Origin of the sequence: Paenarthrobacter sp. NPDC089675, from assembly GCF_044749185.1 — a bacterium.
GTDB lineage: Bacteria > Actinomycetota > Actinomycetes > Actinomycetales > Micrococcaceae > Arthrobacter.
Genome location: NZ_JBIVHM010000011.1, coordinates 1 through 26944, shown reverse-complemented (window position 1 = coordinate 26944; position 26944 = coordinate 1). Strand labels below are relative to the sequence as shown.

Sequence of the window (26944 nt, the reverse complement as noted above, 5' to 3'; positions counted from 1 at the left end):
GCGTGGATCCGCGATGGCCCCGCGCCCGGAGCCACCTTCATCTCCCGCGGCGAGCCATTGCGGTTCCCGGTCCGCGCGGACGACCTCGCCTTTACCGCGTAGCGGCTTTGGACGTACGACGGCGGCCGGCCGGCTTCCCGCGCAGGAGCCAACCAGCCGCCGTCGTTATTTAACCCAGGCCTACCACATCGCTTTGTTCAGCGGCGTGACGGTGAGGCTCTCCAGATGCGCTGTGCCCCCTTCCGAGAAAAGGGATATGGACGTGGCACCCGCCGCCGGGAAAACCTGGTCCGTCAGGGTCGCGAGCCCGTCCTGGGCGAACACTTCCACGGAAGCCCTGTCCACGTAGAGCCGCAGTTTGAGTTTTCCGTTGACCAGCTGAACAGGCACGTCATCAACCGACGCGAAGGCAGGGTGGAAGTTTTCGTTGCCTGAGTTGGTCCGATCGACGAAGAGGCGGCCGGAGGCTGGTGCGTATCCGACCTTTGCTGACTCCGTCCCGTTGCCCAGGACCTTCAAGCCCAAGTGGTGGTCTTGGCTTAGGGCCGGCCGGGACCGGGTTGTCCTCGAACGGCGGAGGCAGCAGCGGAGGCAGGAGCGCCCACGGACAATGAGGGCGCCCCGCCAACGCAGTGCCAAACCGATGCCAAACCAGCCAAAATTGCCAAAACGATTTGCCGAGTGGCGCCGATCACTCTAGGGCCGCAAAATCCCCGCCGTCAAGAGGGGAAACTTTTTTCGGAAACGCGTTGACAGATCCGCGGCAACACCCCTAATGTCGTTGCCAAGTCGTTTTGGCAAAACGATTTTTCAAAAGCCAAAAGCACTCCCCGATCATCTCTCTGCAATTTCCGTTCAAGAGAAAGTGAGTCGACAGAGATGTCCACTCGAAACACCATCTCCAAGCTCGTCACCCTCGGCGGGCTGTGCACCGCCGTCGCACTCGTTGCCACCGGTTGTGGCGCCGGCGGTCCCGCACCCTCATCCGGCGGCTCCGGCGGATCAAGCACCGTCAACGTCTTGGTGGAAGCCGGCGGCCACGCCGAACTCACAGGCGTAGCCGAACAATGCAAGAAGGACGCCGGCGTGGACGTGAACTTCGTGGAACTCCCCTACGACGGCATGTTCAACCGCCTCTCCAGCGAGTTCTCCTCCGGAAACGTCTCCTTTGACGTAGCAGCCCTGGACTCCGTCTGGCTCCCCAGCTTCAAGGACGCCGTCCAGCCCATCGACGAACTCTTCACCGACGAAGCCAAGAAGGACATCTTCCCGGCCCTGGTGAAGGAAGCCAACGTGGACGGCCACTTCATCGGCATGCCCGCCTGGACCAACGCCGAGATCATCCTCTACCGCAAGGACCTGTTCGAGGACGCCAAGAACAAGGCTGACTTCCAAGCGAAGTACGGTTACGAGCTCGCTGCCCCCAAGACCTGGAAGCAGTACCAGGACATCAGCGAATTCTTCACCAAGGACGGCATGTTCGGCACGGACGTCAAGGGCGCCGTGGAAACCGAATGGTTGGCACACGTCCTCCAGGCCGGCTCGCCCATGGTCCTGGACAAGGACAACAATGTGGTCATCGACAACGCCGCCCACAAGCAGGCACTCGACTTCTACGTGAGCCTCGCCAAGGACGCCCCCAGCGGGGCTGCACAGGTTGACTGGGCTGCCGCGCAGAACCTGTTCAACCAGGGCAAGACCGCAATGACCCGCTTCTGGGCCCACGCCTACCGCCAGATCCCTGCCGATTCCCCGGTGGCCGGAAAGGTTGGCGCTGCGGCAATGATCGGTGGCAGCGCCGGCGTCGCGGGCGTGCCGGGACCGTGGTACCTCTCCGTTCCCAAGGCAACCAAGAACACCGAGGCCGCCAAGAAGTTCGTCAAGTGCGCCTATGACTATAACGACAAGGGAATTGAATCCAAGCTAGGCCTGGCCTCGCGGATCAGCGCCTTCCAGAAGTACCAGGACCAGCCCGGTTACGAGAGCTTCAAGCCGCTGATCGAGACCCTCAACGGCCAGGCCACGGCAACCCGCCCGGCAACGGCGAAGTGGCAGCAGATCGTGGACACCGTCCTGATTCCGCTGTTGCAGAAGGCAGTGGCCGGCGGCGACACCGCGGCGCTCCTGGCCGACGCCAAGAAGCAGATCCAGGACCTCCTGAAATAAGACTCCGCGGCCGGCACCGTCAGTACCCCAAGGGCAGTGCCGGCCGCGGCACCACGCAGTAGAAACAAGCAGCAATAACAACCAGCAGAAAAGAAAACCGTGCGTATCTCCGATCGCCGCTTCGCCCTCTTCCTGATGACGCCGGCGGCCCTGTTCCTGGCCGTATTCGTCGCCTACCCGCTGTTCCGCCTTGTGGCCGACAGCTTCTTCAAGATCTCCCCGATCGCAGGTGGACCCCGCGACTTCGTGGGCTTCCAAAACTACGTCACGGCCTTCACGTCCGAGGCATTCACGAGTGCCGGTTGGCGGACCCTCGCCTACACGGTGGTGGTGGTGACCCTCGAGTTCGCGCTGGGCCTCGGAATGGCCTTGCTGTTCACCACGCTGGGCAAGAAATCCCAGATCTGGCGGACCGTCTTCCTGTACCCGCTGATGATCGCCCCGATCGTGGCCGGGTTGCTGTGGAAGTTCCTGATGATCGACAACTTCGGCCTGATCGGAACCCTCCTCCACCAGGCAGGCATCCTCTCCGATCCGAACCAGATCGGTTGGTTGTCCGACCCCAAGATCGTTCTGTTCTCGGTGGCTATCCCGGACATCTGGCTCACCACCTCCTTCATGTGCCTCGTGCTCTTCGCCGGACTGCAGAACATCCCCGGCGACCTCATCGAGGCAGCCCGGTTGGACGGCGCACGTGCCCCGGCACTCCTGTTCCGGATCATCATCCCGCTGCTGCGTCCCGTGATCGCGGTGGCCCTGGTGGTCCGCGGGATCGACGCCGCAAGGGCCTTCGACACCATCCTCATCCAAACCAACGGCGGCCCCCAGTCGGCCTCCGAAACCATGAGCCTGCTGATCTACCGGACCATGATCCGCTTCGGCGATCCGGGCCTCGCGAGCGCCATGGGCACCATCTACCTGATCGCGATGCTCGCCGTCGCCTTCTTCGCGGTGGCCACCATTTGGCGGCCAGGAAAGGACAGCTGATGACCATGGTGACCGTACCAACCAAAGCCAGCACGCCGCCGTCGGACGTCTCCACTCCGCAGGTGCTGCGGAAGCGCCGCGGGGTCAACCGCGAAGGCCTCGAAGCGGGCCGCCGCAGCACCAGGACCATCCTGTGGATCCTGTTGGCCGCAGCCATGATCCTGTACGGCTTCCCGTTCCTGTATTTGCTGTTCACGTCGTTCAAGACACCGATCGACACCATCGCCGTGCCGCCGACCATCCTCCCGAAGGAGTGGACGCTGGAGAACTACGTGAACGCGTTGGGCCGGGGCGGCGTGGTGGCTTCCTTCATCAACAGCCTCCAGACGGCCGTCATCAGCACCCTGCTTTCGTTGGTCCTCGCAGTGCCGGCCGCGTATGGCATCACCCGGTACAAGACACCGAGCGGCCGGGTGTTCATCATGGGCGCGTTGGTGACCCGCATGGTTCCGCCGGTGGCGATCGGCATCCCCTTGGCGTCCATGATGTCCTCGGTGGGCCTGGCCGATACGCCGATCGCCCTCTCGATCGCGCACACCACCATCTCGTTGCCGCTCTCCATCTGGCTGATGTCCAGCTTTTTCGAGGCCGTTCCCCGCGACCTGGAAGAAGCCGCAACCGTTGATGGGTGCAGCCGTCTTGGGGCCCTGTGGCGGGTGGTCATCCCGGTGGTGTCCGGCGGCATCGCAGTGACCGCGATCTTCGCCTTCCTGGCTTCCTGGAATGAATTCCTGTTCGCGCTGCTGATGACGGCCATCCGGTCGCAGACCACCCCGGTGGTAATTGCGAACTTCCAGACCCAGTTCGGACTGGACTGGGGATCGATGACAGCCCTTGCGGCGGTGTACTCGATCCCGGTGATCCTCCTGACCCTGTTGCTGCAGCGCAAGATCGTGGCGGGCATGACGCTCGGCGCGGTCAAGGGCTGACGCGGCCTGTAACACCAGCAACGAAGTAGCCTACTGATAGCCCCTCAAGGGCATCACCGACCATAAGGACGTGGCAGACAGATGAGCAGCAAGAACGTGGGCATCAAGGACGTGGCCGTGGCCGCCGGTGTCTCCGTCACCACCGTCTCCCACGTCCTCAACGAGGTTTCCTATGCGAGGGTCAGCCCTGAGACCCGGGACAAGGTCCGTTCAGCTGCCGAACAGCTCGGCTACGGTCCCAACCGCCTTGCCCAGGCGCTTCGAACGCAGCGGACCGGGATGCTGGGACTGGTCAGTGAAGAGATCGCCACCACCCCGCATGCAGGCCGGATCATCCTCGGCGCGGACGAGGCCGCCAAGGCCCGCGGGTACAACCTCATGATCATCAACACTCCCGGTTCGGCCAGCCTCGAATCCCGGCAAGCCGACGTCCAAGCGCTCTTGGAGCGGCGGGTGGACGGCATCCTCTACGCCACGATGTATCACCGCAACGTGGAGCTGCCGGCCAACCTCGGCAGCGTCCCGTCAGTGCTGGTGGACTCCGTGGCGACCGATGGCAACATCACGGCCGTCATCCCGGACGAAGACGGCGGCGCCAGGGCCGCCGTCGGCGCGCTCCTGGAAGCCGGGCACACCCGTGTTGGCTTCATCAACAACACCGACGACGTCCCCGCCACCCGCGAGCGCCTCCACGCCTTCCGGGCAACGCTCAACGAAGCAGGGCTCGACGGCGATGCGGCACCGGTGGAGTCCGAGGTTTCGGAAGTGGACGGCGGCTATGCCGCAGCGCGTCGGATCCTCTCCCCCGAGGACCCGGCCGATGTGCCCACGGCCCTGTTCTGCTACAACGACCGGATGGCCATGGGCGCCTACCGGGCCGCCGCCGAACTGGGACTCAGGATCCCTGAAGACCTATCGGTGGTGGGCTTCGATGACCAGGAGCTCATCGCCGCCAACCTCTACCCGGGCCTCACCACGGTCGCCCTCCCGCATTACGAGATGGGTGCCTGGGCCGCAGAGAACCTGATCGACGCAATCGAGGGCAAGACCGATCTTGGCCTCATGGCCCTGCACCCGACCATCCTGGGCTGCCCCTTGGTACGCCGCGACTCGATCGCTGCGCCACGGTAAACAGCCCTTCCCTTTCCAACTTCCAGCTAGGAACGCCACACATGTCCACTCGCCTTGATGCCGCACGCCCGGAGACAGCTCCGGACGCAACCCCCGGGTTCCGGCCAGCCATCCACTTCACGGCAAAGGACACCTGGCTCAACGACCCCAACGGCCTGGTCTTCCACAATGGCGTGTACCACCTGTTCTTCCAGAACAACCCTTACGGCAATGTCTGGGGCAACATGTCCTGGGGGCACGCCACGTCGCCGGATCTCCTCCACTGGACCGAGCACCCCGTTGCAATCCCGTGCGATGAACGTGAGGACATCTTCTCCGGCAGCGTTGTTGTGGACCAGTCCAATACCTCGGGCTTCGGCACCCTCGATTCGCCCGCACTCGTGGCCGTCTACACCAGCGCGTTCAAGGACGGGACCGAGCACAGCGGGACGCAGGCCCAGTCGTTGGCTTACAGCACCGACAACGGCATGACCTGGCAAAAGTACGCCGGGAACCCCGTGCTGACCCGGGGCTCCGCCCATTTCCGGGACCCGAAAGTCTTCCGTTACGAAGGTGCGCAAGGCGCATGCTGGGTGATGGTCGCCGTCGAAGCCCAACACCAGAGGGTTGTCCTCTACCGCTCCGACGACCTCAAGTCCTGGGAGTTCCTCAGCGATTTTGGCCCGGCCAACGCCGACGCCGGTGAGTGGGAATGCCCGGACCTCTTCCCGCTTCCCCTGGACGGAAACCCGGACCACGCCAAGTGGGTTTTGATCGTCAACGTGAACCCCGGCGCGGTGGCCGGAGGTTCGGGGGGCCAGTACTTCGTGGGGACGTTCGACGGCGTGAGCTTCGTTCCGGACGACGGTTCCCTCGTGGCGCCTGCCGGGCTTTCTTCCCTTCCGGATCCCGGGGCCCGGGCCGAAGCACTTCAGCATTGCCTATGGCTGGACTGGGGGCGTGATTGCTACGCCTCCGTCTCGTTCAGCAATGTCCCTGGCGGACGGCGGATCATCATCGGCTGGATGAACAACTGGGATTACGCCAACGAGGTCCCGACTTCTCCGTGGCGGTCTGCCATGACGCTTGCCCGGGAACTCCGTTTGGTGTCCGTGAACGGCTTGGCCAGGCTGGTCCAGGCTCCCGTACTGACCGGTCGTGATTCCGCCGACCGCCTTTTGGAAGCAGGTCCCGTCGAGCTGGACGGCACATCTTTCCGGTTGCCGGATGCCGAAACCGGCCGGGCACAGGTGATCGAGGCGGAGATCAAACCCGGCTCCGGGCGGATCGCGTTCCGGTTGTTCAGCAACGCCGACTCCAGCCAAGCCACGGTCCTGGCCTACGATCCTGCCAAGTCGCGGCTCATGCTGGACCGCCGGAAGTCCGGTGATACAGCTTTCAACGCGAAATTCGCATCTGTTGAATCCGCACCCGTTGTCCTTGACGAGGGCGTGCTGAAGTTGGTCATTGTGGTGGATCATTCCTCGGTGGAAGTGTTCGCCCAGGACGGCAAGGTGCTCCTGACGGACCTGGTCTTTCCCGATGACGGCAGCAGCGGGAACTGGCTGGACGTCCAGGACGGCCCCGCCACTGTGCAGAAGCTCGTCATCTCATCACTCGCCTAAGGAGGACCGGAATGTATAACCCCAAGCAAACCAAGACGGACAGCAGCCCGGGCCACGATGTAGTGGTTGTGGGCGAGGCCCTGGTGGACGTCGTCGTCTCGGCGGGGGGCTCCGTTGAGCACCCAGGCGGGTCGCCGGCAAACGTGGCCTACGGACTGGGCCGGCTCGGCGTAGCCACGGCGTTGCTGACCTCGATCGGCGATGACCACCATGCCTCGGCCATCGAGCAGCACCTCTCCAGCGCCGGCGTGCCCCTCCTTCCCGGCTCCAAGGGATCGGGCCGGACAGCCACGGCTACCGCTACCTTGGCCGGGGACGGCTCCGCCCACTACGACTTCGACATCCATTGGGATCTCCCCCGAATCGCGCCGGCAACGCTGCCCAGGATCCTGCACACCGGATCGATAGCCACCTTCCTGGCTCCGGGAGCAGCAGCGGTGAAGGAACTCCTGGAGCAATCGCACGATCGATGCCTGGTGACCTACGACCCCAATATCCGCCCCGCCTTGTTGGGCAGCAAGGGCGAGGCCAGGACCACCTTCGAGGAACTCGTCCCCCTCACCGACGTGGTCAAGCTCAGCGATGAGGACGCCCTCTGGCTTTACCCGGACCGGCAACTGGAAGACATCGCGCAGCAAATCCTGGGGCTCGGCCCGGGGCTGGTGGCCATCACCATGGGATCCCGGGGTTCCTTGCTCTCCACCGGGAAGGACCCCGTTCTTATCCCCCCGGTCCCCTCGGCGGTGGCAGATACCATCGGCGCGGGAGACTCCTACATGGCAGCCTTGATTTACGGCCTCCTCAACCGCAGTGGCGACGGGCTGCCGCCGTCGGACTTGGACGCTTTGGGGCGATTGGCCTCCAAAGCCGCTGCCATCACGGTACGGCGTGCCGGAGCCAACCCGCCGACGCTGCAGGAACTGCATGCTGAGCTGCCTGAGCATCAGGCATTGGCCCAATGACACACCAAGGACCCGCCATGCAGACTTTCCAGACCCACTACCCCGAGGGAATCCACGCCATGTCCAGCACCAACTACTACGACGTCACTGCCTGGCCGGTAGGCAACGCCTCCGAGGACGTCGGCGAGGTCATCAACAGCATCATCGCCGACGTCAAGGATCGGCAAAACAGCACTGACACGAACGACGGCGGCAAGCCGGGTGCGGTGATCTACCTTCCGCCCGGTGACTATCGGCTGAAGACACAAGTGTTGATCGACATCAGCTTCCTCAAGATCCAAGGCTCGGGCCACGGCTTCACGTCATCGAGCATCCGCTTCAACGTGCCGCGGGAAGAATGGCCCGATCTGCACGAGCTGTGGCCTGGAGGCAGCCGTGTCCTGGTGGACCTGCCGGTCGGCGCCGGTGAGGATGCCCAAGCAGCGGCGTTTCTGGTGGAACGCGAAGGCAGTCCACGGATCAGTTCCGTGGAATTCTCCAACTTCTGCATCGACGGGCTGCACTTCACGCCGGACGGTTCCAAGCTGCCCGCTGAGAACACCTACGTCAACGGCAAAACCGGCATACATGTTGCGAGCGCCAACGACTCGTTCCGCGTCAACGGCATGGGATTCATCTACCTTGAGCACGCCCTCACCATCCACAAAGCCGACGCGCTCTCCATCCATGACAACTTCATTGCCGAATGTGGAAACTGCATCGAACTCCGCGGATGGGGACAGGCCTCCAAGATCACGGACAACCTGATCGGTGCAGGATTCAAGGGCCACTCGCTCTACGCGGAGAACCACGGCGGACTGCTGGTCACCGCCAACAACGTTTTCCCCCGTGGTTCCGGAAGCGTCCGTCTTGAAGGGGTCACGCGTTCAAGCGTGACCAACAACCGCTTGCACTCCTTCTACCCGGGGATGGTGGTGCTTGCCGCGAACAGTTCCGAAAACCTGGTGGCCACCAACCACTTCCTCCGCGATCACGAGCCGTGGACACCGTTCTTCGGGATCGATAACGGCCTGAACGACGATTATGGCTTGGTCAGCGTCACTGGCAGTGACAACTCGATCCTCTCCAACCACTTCTCGCTGATCATCGACTCGGGCAAGATCCAGCCACCGGGAGCCACACCCGTGGCCATCCGCTTGGTGAAGGGAGCCGGCAACTTCGTTTCCACCAACCATGTGGTGGCCAAGGATGTCCGCGCCACCTCGAGCGAATCCTGCTTTGAAGCGCAGGTGGATGCTTTGCTGGAGACGCGGACCACGGACACCCTTGAAGTCACGACTGTCATGGTCGATCCCGGCTCGGCGCGGAACACCATCCTGGACTCGGGCAGTGACAGCCAAGTCATCGCGGACAGGGCCAGCAATGCGCTCAGGACGACGCCCACCGTGGGTGTTCAACCGGCGGACCCGAAGGGCTGATTCAGTACTCGCCCTTCAGCACAAAGAACGAGCCCCGGATCTCCCCTGCCAGCTTGGACTTCTGGCGGGCGAACTTGAAGTTGGAAGCCAATTCCTCCGGGACCTCCATGCCCTGTGAAAGCTTGAAGCCGACGGCGCGCTTGGAGCCCTCTTCGAGGCCGTAGAGGACGTTGATGGACAATCCGGATTCGTAGAAGACATACGTCCAACGCGTGCCCTCGACCTCGAAAGACGTCACTTCCAGCGGCTTGGACTGAATGACGAGGTCACGCTCTTTGAGCACCCGGTTCACGTAGTCCACGATCTCCGGGGAGTCCTCGGCAGGTTCCACGGTGAACACGTGATCGTACTTGTTCTTGAAGTACCGGGCTTCGTTCGCCCGGAGCCCGGCCAACGCCTCAGCCACCGGGGATGATTCGAGCCCAACGGTTGAAACGTTCTGGAAGTCTACGGTGTGCGGCATCTGGCCCCTCCTGGTTTGTGATTTTCGTTGTTGGCTTCACCCTACGTCCACGGCGGGTGGCCCGGCTTCTTGGATCCTGCTCGACTTCCCGCTGTGACAAAAAACCTGCTTTCACCTGCGGGTATCATCGGCAGGGAATCCTTAAGAAGCTTGGGGGACTACCTAAATGACGCGTGCACAAGGGCAGCTCGCTTTTACCGAAGAAGACAGCCGGGACATCGCCTTGCGCGAGTACGGCCTGGACCCCTCCTTCGATTCGCCGCTGCTGCCCAATGCCGCAGTGTTGAGCTCCCTGCAGAACCTCGTGCGCCTCGCCACCGAGCTTTGTGGCGCACCGTTCGGCGTGGTCAACATCATCAGCGCCGAGTACCAGCACCAGATCGGCGCGTGGGGTGTGGAACCGGGGATCTGCTCGCGCGAGGACTCGATGTGTGCCAAGGTGTTCCTCTCCCGTGAGAAGACCGTGGTTGCAGACGCTTCATTGGATCCCCGCTTCGCGGACAACCCATTTGTCACCGGGGAGATCGGCAAAGTCCGTTTCTACGCGTCCGTTCCGTTGCAGACGGATTCGGGGTTCGTTCCTGGCACACTCTGCGTTTTCTCCGACATGCCCAAGGAACTCCGGCCCGAACAGGTCGGGATGCTCGAGGTACTGGCCAAACAAGCGGTGGAGCTACTGGAGCTCCAGCACCGGACAACCCAGTTGGACCGCACCTACGCCGAGCTGAAGGAAAGCAACGCCAAGCTCGCTGGTTTCGCGGGCCGTGTCAGTCACGACCTTCGCATCCCGCTCACCACCATCCTGGGCTATGTGGAACTCGTGGAAGACGATCCCGACGTCCAACCCGGAACCGTTGCGGCAAAGTACCTGGACAAGATCGGCGCCAGCGGACGGCGCATGCTCGCCATGCTCGAGGATGTGCTGAGCTATTCGCGGGTGGGCGGTGGAATCCAGCCCACGTATGTGTCACTGAAGGAGGCCGCCGGAGAGGTGGTCCGCGACCTCGGCATCGAGAATGACGGCCTGGTGGAAGTCCATGACGTCACCGTGTACGCGGACCCCGGCCAGCTCCGCACGCTCCTGCAAAACCTGCTGACGAACGCCATGAACTACCGCAGCCCGGATCGCGAACTCCACGTCCGCATCAGCGGCGTTTCCAATTACCATGGCGCCACGATCCACGTGGCGGACAACGGCAAGGGCATCGCGCCCGAGGACCGCGCGAAGGTGTTGGAACCGCTCGTCCGGCTCCGGCGACCCGGCGACGGTGCCGGCACCGGACTGGGGCTCTCCACGTGCAGCACCATCGCGAAAGCGCACGGTGGCGAGCTCACGCTCTTCGAAACACCGGGCGGGGGGCTCACCGTGGCCGTCACCTTCCCGGCGGGTTCTTAGCTACAAACCCCGACGGCGACCTGCCGGTCATCCTTACCTTCCCGGCGCCTTCCCTACCCACCGACGGCGACCTGCCGCCGTCGCACTTGAACGTCGCACTTGAATCCCGGAGGTTGCCGGGCGGCGTCTCTGGGTAACGCCACCCGGTCCCCCGGCGGAGCCCAATGTATGCCGCAGCCCAACCCACGGGGGTCCTGGCCGGGCATTCGTGCGGTCCCGCCGTAATTAGTAAAGATGCTTATCATCCCTGGCACACGAGTAGTCGGTACTCGTGTTTTGGGTATTTCCGGCGGACCACTACCCGGTCCGTGAGCAGAACCGCCGTAGATGGCCGCTCAATCCCCGCGGTTGCCCTTCCCGTTCTCGGACCCCTTCGGATTCTTTCCGTCACCCTTCGAAGCAGGCTTGTCCTGGCCCGGACCCTTTACCGCATTACGTGTGGAGGCCGGAGCGTTCTGTGCCGGCGCCGGTTGTGCCGGGAGGCTGACCGGGACGGGCTGCTGTACGGGATCGGGTGCGGTTGCCACCTCTGCCGCGGGCACCACTTCCGCGGGGACAGCCTCCACTGGATCGGCCGGAACACTTGGCCGGTGGTCATTCACGGAGACGCTGGTCTCCGCAGGCTTGGTGGGTTCCGCGGAGGTTCCCTCCAAGGAGCCTCCGTGGAGGAACAGTGCGATGGCTACCGGGATGCCTGCGGCGGCTGCGGCAACTCCTCCAAGGACCTTGCGGCGCTTCCCGGAGGATGCCAGCCTGACCGGGGATGCGGGCTTAGCCAGGGATGCGGGCTTAGCCGGGGCAGCAACAGCCGTGCGAGCTGACCGTCGACCGGACGATATGCGCGGAGAACGCGACGGAACCGGCGGCAAGATCGCGGTCCGGCCGGCAGCGAGCTTGCGGCGCGGGCTGTTGAGCGCGGCTTCCACGTCGGCAGCCTTGGGCCGCTGCTCCGGGTCCATGTCCGTCATTGCTTCAAGGAGGCTTGCCATGCGGGCCGGCACTTCCGCGGGAATGTAGGGGCGTCGATGCAAACGGGCTGCGGCTGTTTCCACGGGCGTTCCAGGGTACTCGGCTTTGCCGGTGAGGCACTCCAGGAGCACCAGCCCGAGGGAGTAGATGTCACTGGCCGGGGTCAGGTGGAGCCCTTGCGCCTGCTCCGGGCTAAGGTACTGGGCAGTGCCCACAGTGAACCCGGTTGCCGTCAGCCTGTCATCGGACATGACCAAGGCCACCCCGAAGTCAGCCAGTTTCACGGAGCGCCCGGAGCCGGGCTCTTCAGAGACCAGGATGTTGGCCGGCTTGATGTCCCGGTGGATGACGCCTTTGCAGTGGACCTGGGCCAGCGCGCCGGCAAGCCGGGCACCGATCACGGCAGTCTCCGCCGGGGAAAGGGGGCCTTCTGCCAAGGTTGCCCGGAGGTCGCGTCCCTCGGCGAGTTCCATGACCAGGTAGGCCCGCTCTTCGTCGTCGCGGGTATCAACCCCGGCGTCGAAGGCCCGGACCAAGCCAGGGTGCTCGAAGGCCGCCAGCAGCCGCATTTCGGTCTGCTGGCGAGCCCGGAACGAGTCGTCTCCGGAGCCGGGCAGGAAGAGCTTGACGGCTACTTCCCGGCCAAGCTTCAGGTCCGTCGCACGGTACACCGTGGACATGGCACCCCTGCCCAGCACGGGACCCAGCCGGTAGCGATCATCAATGACCCCGCCCTTGGTACCCGGTCCGCGGAAGTCCACGGCCTCGTCTTTGTTGCCCACCAATTGTCACGCCCTTCAGGCGTCCCTGGGTGCTGGACCCAACCACTGTCCGCCGCTGCCAGGCAACGCCGTCGATCAAACTTTCACGATAGTTGCGGGGCACTTGTTAGGCGGTGCCTCGCAACTCGAGCACTCCTGCTTGAGAACAGCATCATCCGGTTTACCAGATTAGTCATCAGGATACTTACTACTTATCGAAAGGGGCAACCCGAGGTTCCGATGTGAAGATTATGAAGCTTCGCGGGTCCGGTCAACTGCCGCGCGCAAGCTGCCGTCGGTGACGCCGAGCGACCACTCGGCAACATCGGTAACGAAGCGCGTAAAAGCTTCATAGTCGAACGCACCCAAATTGTTGACGTAGGCGCCTACGCCATCCACCGCCACCAGGATCCGGATGCAAGCATCAAGCGGGTCCGCCACGAAAAAATCACCGGACGCGACGCCGTCGTCAATCAGCTCCGTGAGGCGGGTGCGGTCGAGGTACTCCTGGGCCTGGAGGGCCTGGGACAGCGGGGGGCTGAACCGGCTCATATGGCGGGCGTTCAGCCATAGGCGCGAAAGTCCATGGGCGGATTCGCCCTCCACCCTCGCAATCAGGTGGGCCATCCGCCCAAGCGGGCTTCCCTCGGCAGGGAACAGCTCCTCACGCTCCTCGGAGACGGCGCGGACAAAGGCTTCGATGACCAGGTCTTCGGCGGCGGGGAAGTAGTGGCTGATCAAGCCCGGCCGGACACCAAGCCGCTCGGCAACAGCCCTAAGAGTGATGCGCTCCAGCCCCTCCGCGAGCGCAATCCGTGATGCCTCGGCGAGGATCTCTTCACGGCGCTCCTGCGGGAGTTTGCGAATGCGCTGCGGGGCAGGACTTGACACCATGCCGAACAGTCTATTGGATTAGTGACCAATATCGCATTGGTCTACCGACCAATAAGATGTCGACCCACCAACTTTCCCCAATCCTCCGCGCCACCGGCCACAGCGACGTAGCCGGCCCGCACCAAACCTCCCCCGACAGGACCAGCCATGACCAAACAAGCGAGCCACCCGGAAACCAGAGGCATCGAACTCATCCACACCTCCCAGAGACGGGGCAGCGCCCGCGACCTGTTCCCCGTCTGGGCTGCACCGAACGTCAGCGTCCTGAACTTCACGGTGGGCGCTTCGTTGATCCTGCTGGGGCTTGAACTTTGGCAGGCCCTCCTCGTGATCATCGCCGGAAGCCTTCCCTGGATCTTCACCGGGATCGTCGCGATCAGCGGGCCGGCCGCGGGCACGTCGGGATCCGTGATCACCCGGGCCATCTTCGGGATCAGGGGCAACCGGCTGATGGTTGCCTTCTTCGGCTGGTTCATTTCCGCGGTCTTCCTGGCCCTCAACTGGCTTGCTTCCTCCTTCATGGGTGCCGAGCTCCTGGGCCGGCTCGGCTTTGACGATCCCGTGGCAGGTCCCATCCTGGTGACCTTGGTGGTGGCTGCGGTCACGGTGCTCGTGGCGGTCTTCGGGCACGGATTGATCCTCCGGACCTACCCCTACGTGGCGCTGGTCTTGCTGATCATCTTCCTGCTGGTGACCGCGTTCGTCCTGCCGCACGTCGACTGGAGCTACTCGGCCGCGGCCTCGGCCGGCGGAGCGCTGGAAGGGGCTCCCCTGTGGTCGGCAATGAGCATCGGATTCGCGATCCTGGCGTCCACTCCCTTGTCCTACTCCAACAGCCCGGACATGGCCCGCTACCTGCCCGCCACCACCAAGCCCTCCCGCATCATCGCCGCCACGGCCCTCGGCGGAGCGCTCCCCTGCATTCTCTTCACGGCGGTGGGCGCCCTTCTGGCCACCGGAATCGAACCGGCCGCGATGGACCTCGGCATCCAATCCGCGTTGCTCGCAATGTTGCCGGCGTGGCTTGGCCCCGTGTTTGTCCTGGGCGTCATCATCAACACGATCTCCCTGAACGGCATGACGACGTACACCGCCAGCATGGCTTTCCAGTCGATCGGTGTCCCCATCCGGCGCATCCCTTCGGCGATCGTCGTCGGCGCCATCGGCACGGCACTGACCATCTACCTGGTGATGTCCACGAGCCTCCTGGACGCGGTCAACCTCATGCTGCAACTGCTGGTCCTCATTTCCGGACCCACCATGGCTATCTTCGCCACGGACGTGATCCGGCGACGCAACGACTACAACGGCTCCGAGCTCTTCGACGAACGCCCCGGCGGCCGCTTCTGGTACAGCCACGGGTGGAACCTTGCCGGGCTCGCTGCCGTGGTGGCCGGTGCCGCCGTCGCATCCCTGTTCCTCACCAGCGGCCCCTGGACGGGACCGATCGCCGCCGCCATGGGAAACATCGACCTCTCAGTCCCGGTTTCCATGGCCGTCACGTCCGCCCTGTATCTCGCATTCAACAAAGCCACACCCTCCGCCGGCGGCAGCCAGGCCGAGGCCACCATCGAAGGAGTCCGCGCATGACCACCACGGAGATCCCCGTTCCTCCCGCCGGGCCGCAGGCCCCTCTGGCGCCGCGTCCCACACCTGATAGGTGGCAGGAACCGCCTTACAACCGTTGGGCGTTCGCGAACCTGGGCGAGTTGATCCCGACGGCGGCAATCCCCCGCCGCTACCGGCCCGCCCCTGCCGAAGCCAGCAACAATCCGGGCGCCCTGGGCTGCCGGCTGCCAGGGCTGGCGGAACGACTTGAGGCGGCGTACACGGACGCCTTCCTGGTGCTCCAGGACAACGAGGTGGTTGCCGACTACTACCGCGCCGGCCTCCCCCCCGACCAACCACACCTGGTGATGAGCGTGTCCAAGTCCTTGTGCGGACTCGTCGTCGGGGCCTTGGTGGGCGAGGGCTCGATCGTTACTGACGCGCCGGTCCTGGAGTATCTCCCCGAGCTGGCAGGAACAGCGTACGCAGGCTCCGTCACGGTCCAGCACGTCCTGGACATGGTGGTCCACGTGGACTACAACGAGGACTACCTCGACCCCGCCAGCGAGGTCCAAACCCATGACCGCTCATCGGGCTGGCGCGGACGGCACGACGGCGACCCCGCCAGTACCCGCGAATTCCTCACCACCCTCACAGGGAACGGGCAGCCAGGCACCTTTCAGTACTGCTCGGCGAACACCGACGTCCTGGCCTGGATCGTGGAACGGGCGTCCGGCCTGCGCTACACCGAGGCCCTGTCCAAATACTTGTGGTCCAAGCTCGGCGCTGAACACGACGCAACCATCACCGTGGATCCGGAGGGCTTCGGCTTCGCCAACGGCGGCGTCTCCTGCACGGCACGCGACCTCGCGCGGGTCGGCCAGCTAATGCTCGACGGCGGCAAAGGTCCAGGCGGCAGCGTGGTTTCCACCGAGTGGGTCCGCAGCATCTTCGCCGGCGGCGATCCGCAGGCCATGGCAGGCTCCCCCTTTACCCAGGTCCATCCCGGCGGTTCCTACACCCGGCAGTGGTGGTGCACGGGCAGCGAACGCGGCATCATCACCGGAATCGGCATCCACGGCCAGTACCTGTGGGTCGATCCGACAGCCCGGGCAGTCATAGTGCAGCTCTCCACCTGGCCCGAACCCGACTCCGAGCACTTCCACCGGCAGCAGAACCAGTTGCTCCTGGACATCAGCCACTCACTCACCGAGGACACCCCCGCATGACAACCCAGCTCTACACGAACGCACGCATCTTCACGTCGGACACCCGCCGCTGGGCCGGTGCCATGATCGTGCAGGACCAGCGCATCCTCTACGTCGGCGATCCGGACACGGCCGAACGGCTGGCACCGGACGCCGAAACGATCGATCTTCACAACCGGCTCGTGGTTCCCGGATTCGTGGACGGCCATGCCCACGTGATCGGCACCGGGGAGGCGCTTGGCCAAGTCAGCTTGTGGGGAGCGGGCTCGGTGGAAGAGATCCAACGGCGCATCAAGGAATGGGATACCGGGCACCCCGACGCTCCGCGGGTCCTCGCCACAGGCTGGCTCCACGGCGCCATCCCGGGTGGCGTCCCGGATGCGCGAATGCTGGACGCCGTGGTCCAGGACAAGCCCGCGTATGCCTTCGCCTACGACTTCCACTCGGCCTGGGTGAACTCTGCGGCACTCGCGGAACTCGGCATCACCGATGAGACCGCGAACCCCTTGGGCGGAACCATCAGGCGGGATGCCGCAGGCCACGCCACGGGCTACTTGGACGAGAATGCCTTCTACCACCTTGTCCTGCCATTCCTGGATTCCGTGGCCGGAGAGGACCAGCACAGCACCAGCATCGCTGCCGTTCAGCAGGCGTACCGCGAAACCGGCGTGACCACCGCCTGCGACATGGGCTTCAATGAGACGGACCTTGCCACTTTCGAGCACGCGGAAAAGGAAGGCACGCTCACCAGCCGCCTCATCGCCTACTGGCGCGTGGACAATACCGGTTCGCTGCAGGACAACCTGGCCCAAGTACAGCGGGCGGCCCGGCTCGCCGTCGAGCACTCCTCCCCCTACCTGCGCGTGGTGGGCATCAAGGTCATTATCGACGGAACCATTGACGGCTGTACGGCGGTCCTTGGGCAGCCCTACGCAGACGGCTCCAACCCCGAACCCATCTGGGGCTTGGCGGACCTGCGCCCGGTGGTGGCGGCAGCGGATGCGGCCGGGTTGAAGGTGGCCATGCACGCAATCGGCGACGAAGCGGTCCGGATCGCGATCGACGCGGTCGAGCACGCGGTCTCGGTCAACGGGCCGAGGGAGCGACGCCACCGGATTGAGCACCTTGAGCTGGTGGACAAGGCCGACGTCGAACGCCTCGCCTCGCTGGGCATCACCGCAAGCATGCAACCGGTCCATGCCGATCCGGCAATCAGTGAAAACTGGTGCGCCAAGCTGGACGACTACCGCGTGGAGCGGGGATTCCCGTGGCCGTGGATTACCGGGGCGGGTGCCCGGCTGGCGTTTGGCACCGACTCTCCCACCTCGCCGCACGCGCCCCTGCCGAACATGTATGTTGCCACCACGCGGGCGTCCGCACTTGAGCCGGGTTCGGCCGACACCAATGTCCGGGAGTTCGCCCTGCCGCTTGTCGATTCGATCGAGCACGCAACCAAGGATCCGGCGTGGGCCTGCGGAGCGGAGCACGAGCTGGGGCGCTTGGAGGCCGGACTGTTCGCCGACTTCGTGGTGCTGGATACGGACATCTTCACTGCGGAGCCCGGAGCCCTCCTGGACGCGAGGGTGCTGCGGACCGTGGTGGGCGGCACAACGGTGTACGACGCCGAAGCGACGGCACGCGCCTAGTCCTCGAAGAACGTGGTGACCGCCTCGCCGCTGCGCCCTCGCACGATGCCGGCGGCGATGTCGTGGACCTTCTGGTTGCGGTGCTGGGACGCCTTGAGAAGGAAGGCGAAGGCATCCGACTGGGTGCAATTGTTCTGCGCCATGATCATCCCGCAGGCGAGGTCGATCACCGTGCGCCGTTCCATGGCCGCCCTCAGGTCTTCGGCCAGCAGGTCCGCAGTGGCAATCCGAAGAGCCAGCCGGAGTGCCTGGGCGGCCATGTCAGCGAAGACGGCGGCTTCCTCGGTAACCTCCTGAGTGAAGAGTCCCGGTTCCACGGTGAAGAAGTTCAGGGCCGCCCACGCATCCTCTCCGAGTTGCAACGGGACACCGAGCACTCCCTTGGCTCCCGCGGCTTCCAGGCTCTTTGCGTACTCAGGCCAGCGTCCGTCATTGTGGACATCCGCTACCAGGATCATCTGGTTGGTGGTTAAAGCGTGGACGCACGGGCCGTCCCCCAAAGCCTGCTCGATGCCGTCCAGGATGATTGACTCGTCGCTGCTTCCGGCGATGGTAACTGCCCGCTTGCGGCGCCTGAGGGTCACGGCACAATGAGTGCTTGCTCCGCTCGCCCGGGACAGGGCCGCGGCGGCATATCGGGTCATTCCATCCAGAAAAACCTTGATGTCCTCCGCCCCCGCGATGAGTTGGTGGAGCCTCTGAAAATCCTCATTCTGTTCTTCAGCTTCCACGTTTCAATGCTAGCGAGACAGGTCATGAAACGGCAGGGGGTCGCCTAGCCAGCCGGGTTGGCACCGTCTTCGCCGGTGATTTCATGGCTGTAGGCAGCCCGCAGACCGCCCAAGCTACACTTGAGCTGCTCGCTCAGGCTTGCCACGCTCTCCCTAGCTAACAGGCCAAGGCTCCACATTTTAATGCGCAGTGCGTCCCTACAGGGACCAACAGGCGTCGTTGTGCATGACATAGTCGCGTGCCGCAGGCCCCTGCATTCGCAGGCCGGTGTACGCCCCGTGATGCCTGCGCCGCCGCAGCCTGCCCTGGCGCTTGCACGCCGAGCTGAAAGATTCCTCGGGCTCGGGGCGCGTGCTGTTGATATGGCACCAGCTCACATACAGACCGTAGAGGGATTCGGCATCCAAAGCGTCGGCGGTGTCATCCTCGAAGACAAGGGACTCCTGAATGAAATGGGTGAGATCGTCGCGGGTCATGGCCGTCCTTGGGCGGATTGGAATCGGTGCCGGACTGCATCAGCGATGACACTTCCAATGTTAGGCTTCCGGGACCTTTCAATCCATGGTTCATTGCAGGTACCACACGGCCCTTCATGAATGCATGTGGCGGAGGGAACTGCGGCGTCCGGGGCAGGCAGGGCAGAATGGAAAGCATGACCCTCACGACCTTTGCCCTCGTCCGCCATGGCCAGACCGACTGGAACGCCGAGCGCAGGTTGCAGGGCACCACGGACATCCCCTTGAACGAGACGGGCCGGGCGCAGGCCCGCGATGCTGTTGCCACCCTGTCCGGCCATGAGTGGGACACCATCGTTTCGTCTCCGCTGGGCCGCGCCGCGGAGACCGCGGACATCATCGCCGAAGGCCTGGGGCTCACCGTCGCGCGGAGGGTACCGGAGTTGATCGAGCGGAGCTTCGGCCCCGCCGAGGGGCTGCAGGCCGGCCCGGAACTGGAGGCCTTGCGCGTACCCGGCGGCTTCAGGGGCGGCGAAAGCGATGAGGACGCCGCAGCACGCGGACTGGCTGCGCTTGAGGATCTGGCCGGGGAGTTCGCCGGCAAACGCGTGCTGGTTGTCAGCCACGGCACGCTCATCCGGCTGGCCCTCAGCAGCGCAATCGGACGCACGCTGGACAGTGTCCACAACGCCGTGCTGAACCTTGCGCATCACCACGTGGTGGACGGTTGGCGCGTGGAGTATTACAACGGCGAACTCCTGACGGCGGACGTCGAGGGCTGATCTCCCAGGAAACAGTTCGCCAGCTTATTGACATGCCCCATGCGGGTTTCTATATGCTCGTAACAGTCAAGAAGTTGGCCTTCCGCGACCCAGCGCCTGGAGGTCTCCATGGCACCCCTAGTGGCCGACTTCCCCGTCGGCAGTCCGGAAGGCTGCGCCCCGGGTGCGAAGACCACCATCACAGCGGTGGTCACCTTGGCCGCGGATACCTGGTTTGAACTTCGCGTTCAGCAGATGCCCGGCCTCGTGGTTTATGCCACGAGCCTGGAACGCGCGCAGGATGCCGTCGTTGAGGCTGTCGTCAAGGCTACCGGGCAGGCTCCGGGAGAGCTTTGCGTCCACATTCAATGGTGAGGCTCGGCCGGCCCCATTGAGGGGCGGGCGCTATTTGGCGGCGAGCCGGGTCCGCAACTGTTCGGTGTAGTCCGCGTAGGCCGCGGCAATTTCTTCGAGGTCCACCGTCAGCGGGAAGTCGATAACCGGTTGGTGCTCGGCAAGGTAGGTGGTGGTTTCCTCAACCACGGCCTGCTGGTCGAACCCGCCCAGGCCCGCTTCTTCAAGGAAGTCGGGGTTCACCCGAACCACCGATTCCCCGGTCTGCCCCTCGGATGCCCAGCGCACCAAGTACTCGTCCTGGTTGACAAGCTCAATATCGAATGACTTCTCCATAAGAGCAGCCTACGCGGTCAAAACGCACGACGGCGGGGCTGCCGCCGTCGTGCGTTTTGTGCGTCCGGAACCGCTAAACCTCCGGGCGCCGTTCCACGATGGTGTCCGGGGCGGTGCGGCGCTCCACCACGGTGTGCCGCGTCCGGCTGGACATGATGATGGAAATGATGAGGCCAAGAACGCCCACCACCATCAGGATGTAGCCGATAAGTACTTGATCGATGAAGGGGATCAGCCCGGGTGTCAGTGCAAAGGCAAGGATCGCTCCGATTGCGACCAGTGCTATGGAAGAACCTATTCTCATGACATGCTCCTCTCGCTTCCGTCCGGCCACAGGGGTACATCCAGCCGACCCGGTATAGTCAGCCTACTTAGCAATTGGCGGCTTCGCTAGATTTTGTGCCCGCGATTGTTCCCGGGGCGCGGTTTGGGGCTTGGCCTGCGGTTTGGGGCGCGGCCCGTGCCCTGGCGCGAACGTCAGTGCCCGTACTTTGCCGCGAAGCGCGCAATCGCGTCCTCGGGCGTGGGGACTGCCCCGAAGACTTCTTCCTGGCGCCCGGTATCGGCAACGTACTTACCCGTCTCAAACCAGGCCGACATACTCGCCATGTCCGCCACCAAAGGCGCAAAACGCGAGGTTGCCTTGCCTGCAACCTGAAGGACCGGCGTCGGAATCGACATCACGCTGATGTCCTTGCCGCCGTCGTTGGAACCATTCCTGAGTTCACGGTGACGGGACAGCAACGACGCCGCCTCGAGCATGCTGACCGGCCTGGTCCAGCCGATATCGATCCGTTCGCCATCCCTGATGTCGGCATCGACCGCGGCCGCCAGATACGCAGCCAGGTCGGCCGTCAGGACAAACGTCAGCGGGGTTTCCTTGGAGCCGAACCACATGATGCGGCCTTTCTGGAACGGGTCGCCGCGCATGCCCGCTATCTGGTCGAAGAAGGCGCCCGGACGCAACGCAACGAAGGGCACGCCAAGTTGCTCCAGCTTGTCCTCCGCAAGCTTCTTATGCCAGAAATGCGGGACCTGGGGTGTTTGGTCGCTGGTGAGGATGCTGATCAGCACAAAGCGGCGGACCCCGGCCTGCTTGGCCGCGACAGCCAGGTTGCTGTTGCCGAAAGTATCGATCGCGTCCGCGTTGCGGTCGTTCCGTGTGTAACCGGCCGCAGTGGAAACCACGGCGTCGACGCCCGCCATCGCGTCGGTAAGCGAACCGGCGTCGAGCATGTCACCCCTCACGACTTCCACGCCCTTCGCCGCCAGATTGGAAGCATCCGATTTAGGCCGCACCAGCGCCCTGACCCGCTTACCGCGCTTGAGTAGTTCGGCCACCACCTGGCCGCCCAGATAGCCGGTGGCACCAACAACAAGAACCGGTTTTTCTCCAGCCATGGCTCCTCCTGGAAATGACGCTGGATTGTGGTTGCAGAACAGTGGTAGCACGGTGTGCTGCGCTCGCTCTACCCCTTGGAAGCGGGTACGGTCAGGATCAGTCATGCCAACCGAAGAAGGAGCTGCATCCATGGCCAGGATCGAGGACTACGCACTCATTGGCGACCTGCACACGGCGGCACTGGTGGGACGGAACGGTTCCATCGACTGGATGTGCCTCCCACGCTTCGACTCCCCGGCCTGCTTCGCTGCCCTGTTGGCCGATTCCGAGGCCGGACGCTGGCTCATAGCCCCCGCAAACGTCGATCCGGCCAACGGAGGCAACTCCACCCGGCGCCAGTACCGCGAGGACACCCTGGTCCTGGACACCGAGTGGGAAGTGGAAGGCGGAAGTGTCCGCGTCACCGACTTCATGCCCGTCCGCGATGACGCCGTGGACCTCGTGCGCATCGTGGAGGGCCTCAGCGGGGAGGTGTCCATGAAGATGGAACTCGTTCTCCGGTTCGATTACGGCAGGGTTGTCCCATGGGTCCGCAAGCATGGCGAGGGCATCAGCGCGGTGGCCGGCCCCGACTCCGCCTACCTCACGACGCATGCCCCACTCGAGGGGCGGGACAACCGCACCATCAGCGAGTTCACCGTCCGCGAGGGCCAGCGGGTGCCGTTCGTGCTGCGTTGGGCGCCGAGCCACGAGCCGGAGCCCCGCCGGATCGACCCTGCGCGCGCCCTCGCCAACACCAGCTCATTCTGGCGGGAATGGATTGGCCGCAGCGAGATCGACGGCAAGTACAAAGAAGCGGTGGAGCGCTCCCTCATCACCCTCAAAGCACTGACCTATGCACCCACCGGCGGCATCGTGGCAGCAGCCACAACATCCTTACCGGAACAGATTGGCGGGCCCCGCAATTGGGACTACCGGTACTGCTGGTTGCGCGATGCCACACTGACCCTGCAATCCCTGCTCGCCGCCGGCTACACCGAGGAAGCGGGTGCGTGGCGGGACTGGCTGCTGCGCGCCATCGCCGGCGACCCGGCGGACCTGCAGATCGTTTACGGGCTCGACGGCGCGAGGCGGCTACCCGAAATGGACCTCCCTTGGCTGCGGGGTTACGAGAATTCGGCGCCTGTCCGCATCGGCAATGCGGCCGCTCCGCAGCTGCAGCTGGATGTGTGGGGCGAAGTGCTGGACGGCCTCTCGCTGACGCGCGCTGCTTCCCCCACAGGGACCACGGACAATTCCTGGGATATCCAGGTGGCCCTGATGGAATACCTAGAGGGCGCCTGGGACCAGCCGGACAACGGGCTCTGGGAGGTACGGGGCCCGCGGAGGCATTTCACGCATTCAAAGGTCATGGCCTGGGTGGCGGCAGACCGCATGGTCAAAGCCGTCAGGGAGTCCGGCCTGCCCGGACCCGGAGACCGCTGGGCCAACCTTCGATCCACCATCCACCAAGAGGTCATGGCCAAGGGGTTCGACGAGGACCTCAACAGTTTCGTCCAGTCCTACGGCAGCAAGGAACTGGACGCGAGCCTGCTCCTGATCCCAAGGGTGGGTTTCCTGCCGCCGGACCATCCCCGGGTTGTGGGGACGGTTGACGCCATCCAGGACCGGCTCACCGAAGATGGCCTGGTTCTCCGGTACCGGACCGAATCCGGCCACGATGGACTGCCCGGGGATGAGGGAGTGTTCCTGGCGTGCTCCTTCTGGATGGTGGATGCGTTGCTGGGAATCGGACGCACCGACGAGGCCACAGCCTTGTTCGAGCGGCTGCTGTCCCTCCGGAACGATGTGGGCCTGCTCAGCGAAGAATGGGATCCCCGGACCCGGAGGCAACTGGGAAATACCCCACAAGCGTTCAGCCACTTCCCCCTGATCCACTGCGCGCTCCAGCTGCAGCACGGTGAAACCCACCACAGCGACACGCCCCTCCATGACGGAGGGCGCGGTGGCTCAGGTGGCGGGCGGATTTCGGAGAACCCCTCGCCCGCGCCGGGCGGCCAAGCAGCCCCGGACAGCCAATAGGTACGCAACCGCTAGGTCCGCGGCTCAGCTCTCCGTTTTCTGCTGGTCCGGATCCGGGGACTCGGCGCGATGCTTGGCTTCCTCCAAGTGCTGGTCAAGCTTCCGCTCCGCTTCCCGCCGACGCTGCCCCACGGTGCGCATCTGCTGGGTGGTGGGTGAGCCGCCGTCGTTATCCTGCCACTGACCACTGTCCCCCGGGACTGGCCCCGAGGTCCCGGGCTTGCCGTTCTGTTCCTGTCCCATAGGGAAATCGTCCCATTCCCTGCCCCGATCCGATACCCCGTCAAGCTTGGGTGCGGCCGCTGCCCCGGGTAGCGTGAGCCACAGCCGCTGCCACGGGTAGCGTGAGCCACAGACCAAGGCGATTCCAAGGAGCTGACCATGAGCAGAGCCCACCGGACACCGAACGATGCCGCCACTACCGCCGTCGAACTGAACCCCCTGTTCAGCAGGCCCGGCGAGTCCTCCCTCTTCCCGCGTTTCACCCTCCCCGATGGCGAGTCGCTGCCGGGAACCGCGTATCAGGTGGTGCACGACGAAGCCATGCTGGACGGCAATTCCAGGCTCAACCTGGCAACGTTCGTGGGTACTTGGATGGAGCCGGAAGCATCGAAGCTCTACGCGGAAACCGTAGACAAGAACATGATCGACAAGGACGAGTATCCGCAGACCGCCGAGATCGAGACGCGATGTTGGCGGATGCTCGCCGGGCTGTGGAACGCGCCGGACCCCGCGAAGGCCATGGGAACCTCCACCATCGGATCGTCTGAGGCGTGCATGCTCGGGGGGCTGGCGTTGAAGCGCCGCTGGCAGCATGCGCGCAAAGCTGCGGGGCTGGGGACCGAGAAGCCCAACCTGGTGCTGAGTTCGGCAGTCCAGGTGTGCTGGGAAAAGTTCTGCAACTACTGGGATGTCGAGCCCCGGTTTGTTCCCGTGTCCAAGGAACATCCAATGCTGGACGGCCATGAGCTGGACCAATACGTGGACGAGAACACGATAGGTGTGGTGGCGATCATGGGTGTCACGTACACAGGAATCTATGAGCCGGTGGATGCCATATCGGCCGCACTCGACGAGATCCAGGAGCGCCGGGGCCTTGATATCCCCATCCACGTGGACGGGGCTTCCGGGGCCATGGTGGCACCCTTCCTGCAGCCGGAAACTGTGTGGGATTTCAGGCTTCCGCGGGTCGCGTCCATCAACACGTCCGGGCATAAATACGGACTCGTGTATCCGGGACTTGGCTGGGTCCTCTGGCGCGATGCCGAGGCACTCCCCCAGGACCTGGTCTTCCACGTCAGCTATCTTGGCGGCGATATGCCCACGTTCGCCCTGAACTTCTCCCGACCCGGCGCACAGGTCCTGCTCCAGTATTACCTGTTCCTGCGCCTGGGCTTCGAGGGATTCAAGTCCGTGCAAGCCACGTCGAGGGATGTCGCCTTGTATCTTTCCGGCGAAATCGGGGCCATGGAGGCCTTCACTCTTTGGAGCGATGGATCGGACATCCCCGTCTTCGCGTGGCAGCTTACGGAGGGCCACACCAAGAACTGGAACCTGCACCACCTTTCGGAGCGACTCCGGATGAACGGCTGGCTGGTCCCTGCCTACCCGCTGCCCGAGGGCTTGGATGACGTGACTGTACAGAGGATCGTGGTCCGCAACGGCTTCACCCGCGACCTGGCCTCGAGCTTCCTGGCAGACCTGAAGAAGGAAGTGGCGTACCTGGACCGCCTGACCGCGCCCATGCCCGCCGATGGGCAGTCCGCGGCATTCCACCACTGACGTTCCGTTCAGTGCCGAACTAACTAAGGGGAACTATGTGCCGGCTTTTCGGGCTGCATGCCGGTTCGGAACCCGTCCGGGCGACTTTTTGGCTGCTCGACGCCCCCGACAGCCTCTCGGTCCAGAGCCACCGCGAACCGGATGGAGCCGGCATCGGCACCTTCAGTTCGGATGGCACTCCGAAGGTAGCCAAGCGCCCGCTGGCGGCGTGGGAAGACCATGCATTCGCACGGGAAGCTCGGGTGGTAAAGAGCACTACATTCCTGGCCCACGTCCGGTACGCCAGCACGGGAGCCCTGACGGTGGCTAATACACACCCCTTCGAGCAGGACGGACGCCTGTTCGCGCACAACGGCGCGTTCGCCGGGCTGGCGTTGTTGGACCAGCGCCTTGTAGGGCTCGGGGTCCGCGAGCTGGTCCGGGGGCAGACCGATAGCGAAAGGCTGTTCGCGCTCATTACGGCGGAAACGCGCCGCGCCAACGGCGATGTCACTGCGGGAATCAGGGCTGCCGTGGGCTGGGTCGCCGGAGAACTCCCAGTCTTCAGCCTCAACTTCATCCTGACTACCGCAACGGATATCTGGGCCCTCCGCTACCCGGCGACCCACGAGTTACACGTCCTCCGACGGGACCCCGCGACTCCGGCCCCCGCCGCACCTTTGGATGCCCGCAGCAAACGGATCCACTCCCGGAGCACGGAACTGGCCCGTTCCCCGCACGTCCTGTTCGCCACCGAGCCCATGGACAACAACCCTTCCTGGCGCCCCATGGCGTCCGGCGAACTGGTGCACGTGGGGCCGGATCTTTCGGCTACTTCAACGTTTCCCTTTCCCGAATCCGTGGCACACCAACTCACCCTGCAGGACCTTGATCCGGCGGCTGCGGAATCGCAAAAGCCCTGAGCCACCCCGGTCCCCGTGGCTGGGTTTTCCACATAGGGGTGTTTGTTGGGTTACGGGCGTTGGCTGGCGTGACAGGGTTGATTCATGGGATTTGGCGGGCAGGTGATAGCGGAGCG

Annotated in this window: 26 protein-coding genes; 16 read left to right on the top strand and 10 right to left on the bottom strand. The window is 64.3% G+C overall.

Going from position 1 to position 26944, the window contains the following annotated elements; all coding sequences use genetic code 11:
• Positions 1-180: 180 nt before the first annotated feature.
• The gene (locus ACIPY2_RS19170; RefSeq protein ID WP_400267986.1) at positions 181-525 is read right to left on the bottom strand and encodes a GH32 C-terminal domain-containing protein; all 345 of its coding nucleotides are present in this window, start codon (positions 523-525) and stop codon (positions 181-183) included.
• 354 nt (positions 526-879) lie between these two features.
• Here ACIPY2_RS19170 and ACIPY2_RS19165 point away from each other — a divergent pair, with 354 nt between their 5' ends.
• From ACIPY2_RS19165 to ACIPY2_RS19135, 7 genes are all read left to right on the top strand, one after another.
• On the top strand, positions 880-2166 hold the full coding sequence (locus tag ACIPY2_RS19165; RefSeq protein WP_400267985.1) for an ABC transporter substrate-binding protein: 1287 nt from the start codon (positions 880-882) through the stop codon (positions 2164-2166).
• A 99-nt stretch (positions 2167-2265) separates the two neighbouring features.
• Entirely contained in the window at positions 2266-3153 is an 888-nt protein-coding gene (locus tag ACIPY2_RS19160; protein WP_400267984.1) for a carbohydrate ABC transporter permease, read from the top strand.
• Between the two features lie 5 nt (positions 3154-3158).
• Complete coding sequence (locus ACIPY2_RS19155) at positions 3159-4082, top strand: carbohydrate ABC transporter permease (protein WP_400268071.1); 924 nt, start codon at positions 3159-3161, stop codon at positions 4080-4082.
• A gap of 81 nt (positions 4083-4163) precedes the next feature.
• Complete coding sequence (locus tag ACIPY2_RS19150; RefSeq protein ID WP_400267983.1) at positions 4164-5213, top strand: LacI family DNA-binding transcriptional regulator; 1050 nt, start codon at positions 4164-4166, stop codon at positions 5211-5213.
• Between the two features lie 41 nt (positions 5214-5254).
• A complete protein-coding gene (locus ACIPY2_RS19145) occupies positions 5255-6817 on the top strand; it encodes a glycoside hydrolase family 32 protein (protein WP_400267982.1) in 1563 nt (520 codons plus the stop codon).
• A gap of 11 nt (positions 6818-6828) precedes the next feature.
• Positions 6829-7779 (top strand): carbohydrate kinase, encoded by a 951-nt coding sequence (locus ACIPY2_RS19140; RefSeq protein WP_400267981.1) that lies wholly within the window; start codon positions 6829-6831, stop codon positions 7777-7779.
• A gap of 59 nt (positions 7780-7838) precedes the next feature.
• Positions 7839-9197: a NosD domain-containing protein gene (locus ACIPY2_RS19135; protein ID WP_400268070.1), complete on the top strand. Its 1359-nt coding sequence runs from the start codon at positions 7839-7841 to the stop codon at positions 9195-9197.
• Between the two features lies 1 nt (position 9198).
• Here ACIPY2_RS19135 and ACIPY2_RS19130 read toward each other — a convergent pair whose 3' ends face one another.
• Positions 9199-9660, bottom strand: coding sequence for a phage tail protein (locus ACIPY2_RS19130; protein ID WP_400267980.1), 462 nt, complete (start codon positions 9658-9660; stop codon positions 9199-9201).
• Between the two features lie 166 nt (positions 9661-9826).
• Here ACIPY2_RS19130 and ACIPY2_RS19125 point away from each other — a divergent pair, with 166 nt between their 5' ends.
• Positions 9827-11056, top strand: a complete 1230-nt coding sequence (locus ACIPY2_RS19125) for an ATP-binding protein (protein ID WP_400267979.1) — start codon at positions 9827-9829, stop codon at positions 11054-11056.
• A gap of 335 nt (positions 11057-11391) precedes the next feature.
• Here ACIPY2_RS19125 and ACIPY2_RS19120 read toward each other — a convergent pair whose 3' ends face one another.
• Together ACIPY2_RS19120 and ACIPY2_RS19115 are read right to left on the bottom strand one after the other, a co-directional pair.
• Positions 11392-12807, bottom strand: coding sequence for a protein kinase (locus tag ACIPY2_RS19120; RefSeq protein ID WP_400267978.1), 1416 nt, complete (start codon positions 12805-12807; stop codon positions 11392-11394).
• A gap of 228 nt (positions 12808-13035) precedes the next feature.
• Positions 13036-13680 carry a TetR family transcriptional regulator gene (locus ACIPY2_RS19115; protein WP_400267977.1) on the bottom strand — a complete coding sequence of 215 codons (645 nt, stop codon included), beginning with the start codon at positions 13678-13680 and terminating at the stop codon, positions 13036-13038.
• A gap of 147 nt (positions 13681-13827) precedes the next feature.
• Between ACIPY2_RS19115 and ACIPY2_RS19110 the strand changes: the two genes are divergently transcribed.
• From ACIPY2_RS19110 to ACIPY2_RS19100, 3 genes are read left to right on the top strand one after another with little or no spacing between them, the layout of a single operon-like run.
• Positions 13828-15270, top strand: a complete 1443-nt coding sequence (locus tag ACIPY2_RS19110) for a purine-cytosine permease family protein (protein ID WP_400267976.1) — start codon at positions 13828-13830, stop codon at positions 15268-15270.
• Complete coding sequence (locus tag ACIPY2_RS19105) at positions 15267-16457, top strand: serine hydrolase domain-containing protein (protein WP_400267975.1); 1191 nt, start codon at positions 15267-15269, stop codon at positions 16455-16457. The genes ACIPY2_RS19110 and ACIPY2_RS19105 overlap by 4 nt, the downstream gene beginning before the upstream one ends.
• Positions 16454-18082: an amidohydrolase gene (locus tag ACIPY2_RS19100; RefSeq protein WP_400267974.1), complete on the top strand. Its 1629-nt coding sequence runs from the start codon at positions 16454-16456 to the stop codon at positions 18080-18082. Before ACIPY2_RS19105 ends, ACIPY2_RS19100 begins: the two co-directional genes overlap by 4 nt.
• Here ACIPY2_RS19100 and ACIPY2_RS19095 read toward each other — a convergent pair.
• The gene (locus tag ACIPY2_RS19095; RefSeq protein WP_400267973.1) at positions 18079-18813 is read right to left on the bottom strand and encodes an ANTAR domain-containing protein; all 735 of its coding nucleotides are present in this window, start codon (positions 18811-18813) and stop codon (positions 18079-18081) included. The genes ACIPY2_RS19100 and ACIPY2_RS19095 overlap by 4 nt on opposite strands.
• Positions 18814-19011: 198 nt before the next feature.
• Entirely contained in the window at positions 19012-19290 is a 279-nt protein-coding gene (locus ACIPY2_RS19090; RefSeq protein ID WP_400267972.1) for a hypothetical protein, read from the bottom strand.
• Between the two features lie 167 nt (positions 19291-19457).
• On the opposite strand from ACIPY2_RS19090, the gene ACIPY2_RS19085 reads away from it, so the two are divergent.
• Positions 19458-20051 (top strand): histidine phosphatase family protein, encoded by a 594-nt coding sequence (locus ACIPY2_RS19085; RefSeq protein ID WP_400267971.1) that lies wholly within the window; start codon positions 19458-19460, stop codon positions 20049-20051.
• 108 nt (positions 20052-20159) lie between these two features.
• Positions 20160-20405, top strand: coding sequence for a hypothetical protein (locus tag ACIPY2_RS19080; RefSeq protein ID WP_400267970.1), 246 nt, complete (start codon positions 20160-20162; stop codon positions 20403-20405).
• A gap of 30 nt (positions 20406-20435) precedes the next feature.
• Here the strand turns inward: ACIPY2_RS19080 and ACIPY2_RS19075 are convergent, their stop codons facing one another.
• From ACIPY2_RS19075 to ACIPY2_RS19065, 3 genes are all read right to left on the bottom strand, one after another.
• A complete protein-coding gene (locus ACIPY2_RS19075) occupies positions 20436-20720 on the bottom strand; it encodes a hypothetical protein (RefSeq protein ID WP_400267969.1) in 285 nt (94 codons plus the stop codon).
• Positions 20721-20793: 73 nt separating this feature from the next.
• Positions 20794-21024, bottom strand: coding sequence for a DUF6458 family protein (locus ACIPY2_RS19070; protein WP_400267968.1), 231 nt, complete (start codon positions 21022-21024; stop codon positions 20794-20796).
• Positions 21025-21197: 173 nt separating this feature from the next.
• Complete coding sequence (locus tag ACIPY2_RS19065) at positions 21198-22121, bottom strand: SDR family oxidoreductase (protein WP_400267967.1); 924 nt, start codon at positions 22119-22121, stop codon at positions 21198-21200.
• A 130-nt stretch (positions 22122-22251) separates the two neighbouring features.
• Between ACIPY2_RS19065 and ACIPY2_RS19060 the strand changes: the two genes are divergently transcribed.
• Positions 22252-24144 (top strand): glycoside hydrolase family 15 protein, encoded by a 1893-nt coding sequence (locus ACIPY2_RS19060; RefSeq protein ID WP_400268069.1) that lies wholly within the window; start codon positions 22252-22254, stop codon positions 24142-24144.
• A gap of 24 nt (positions 24145-24168) precedes the next feature.
• Here the strand turns inward: ACIPY2_RS19060 and ACIPY2_RS19055 are convergent, their stop codons facing one another.
• Positions 24169-24387, bottom strand: coding sequence for a hypothetical protein (locus ACIPY2_RS19055; protein ID WP_400267966.1), 219 nt, complete (start codon positions 24385-24387; stop codon positions 24169-24171).
• A 138-nt stretch (positions 24388-24525) separates the two neighbouring features.
• On the opposite strand from ACIPY2_RS19055, the gene ACIPY2_RS19050 reads away from it, so the two are divergent.
• A complete protein-coding gene (locus tag ACIPY2_RS19050) occupies positions 24526-25926 on the top strand; it encodes a glutamate decarboxylase (RefSeq protein ID WP_400267965.1) in 1401 nt (466 codons plus the stop codon).
• A gap of 35 nt (positions 25927-25961) precedes the next feature.
• A complete protein-coding gene (locus ACIPY2_RS19045; RefSeq protein WP_400267964.1) occupies positions 25962-26828 on the top strand; it encodes a class II glutamine amidotransferase in 867 nt (288 codons plus the stop codon).
• Positions 26829-26944 lie beyond the last annotated feature (116 nt).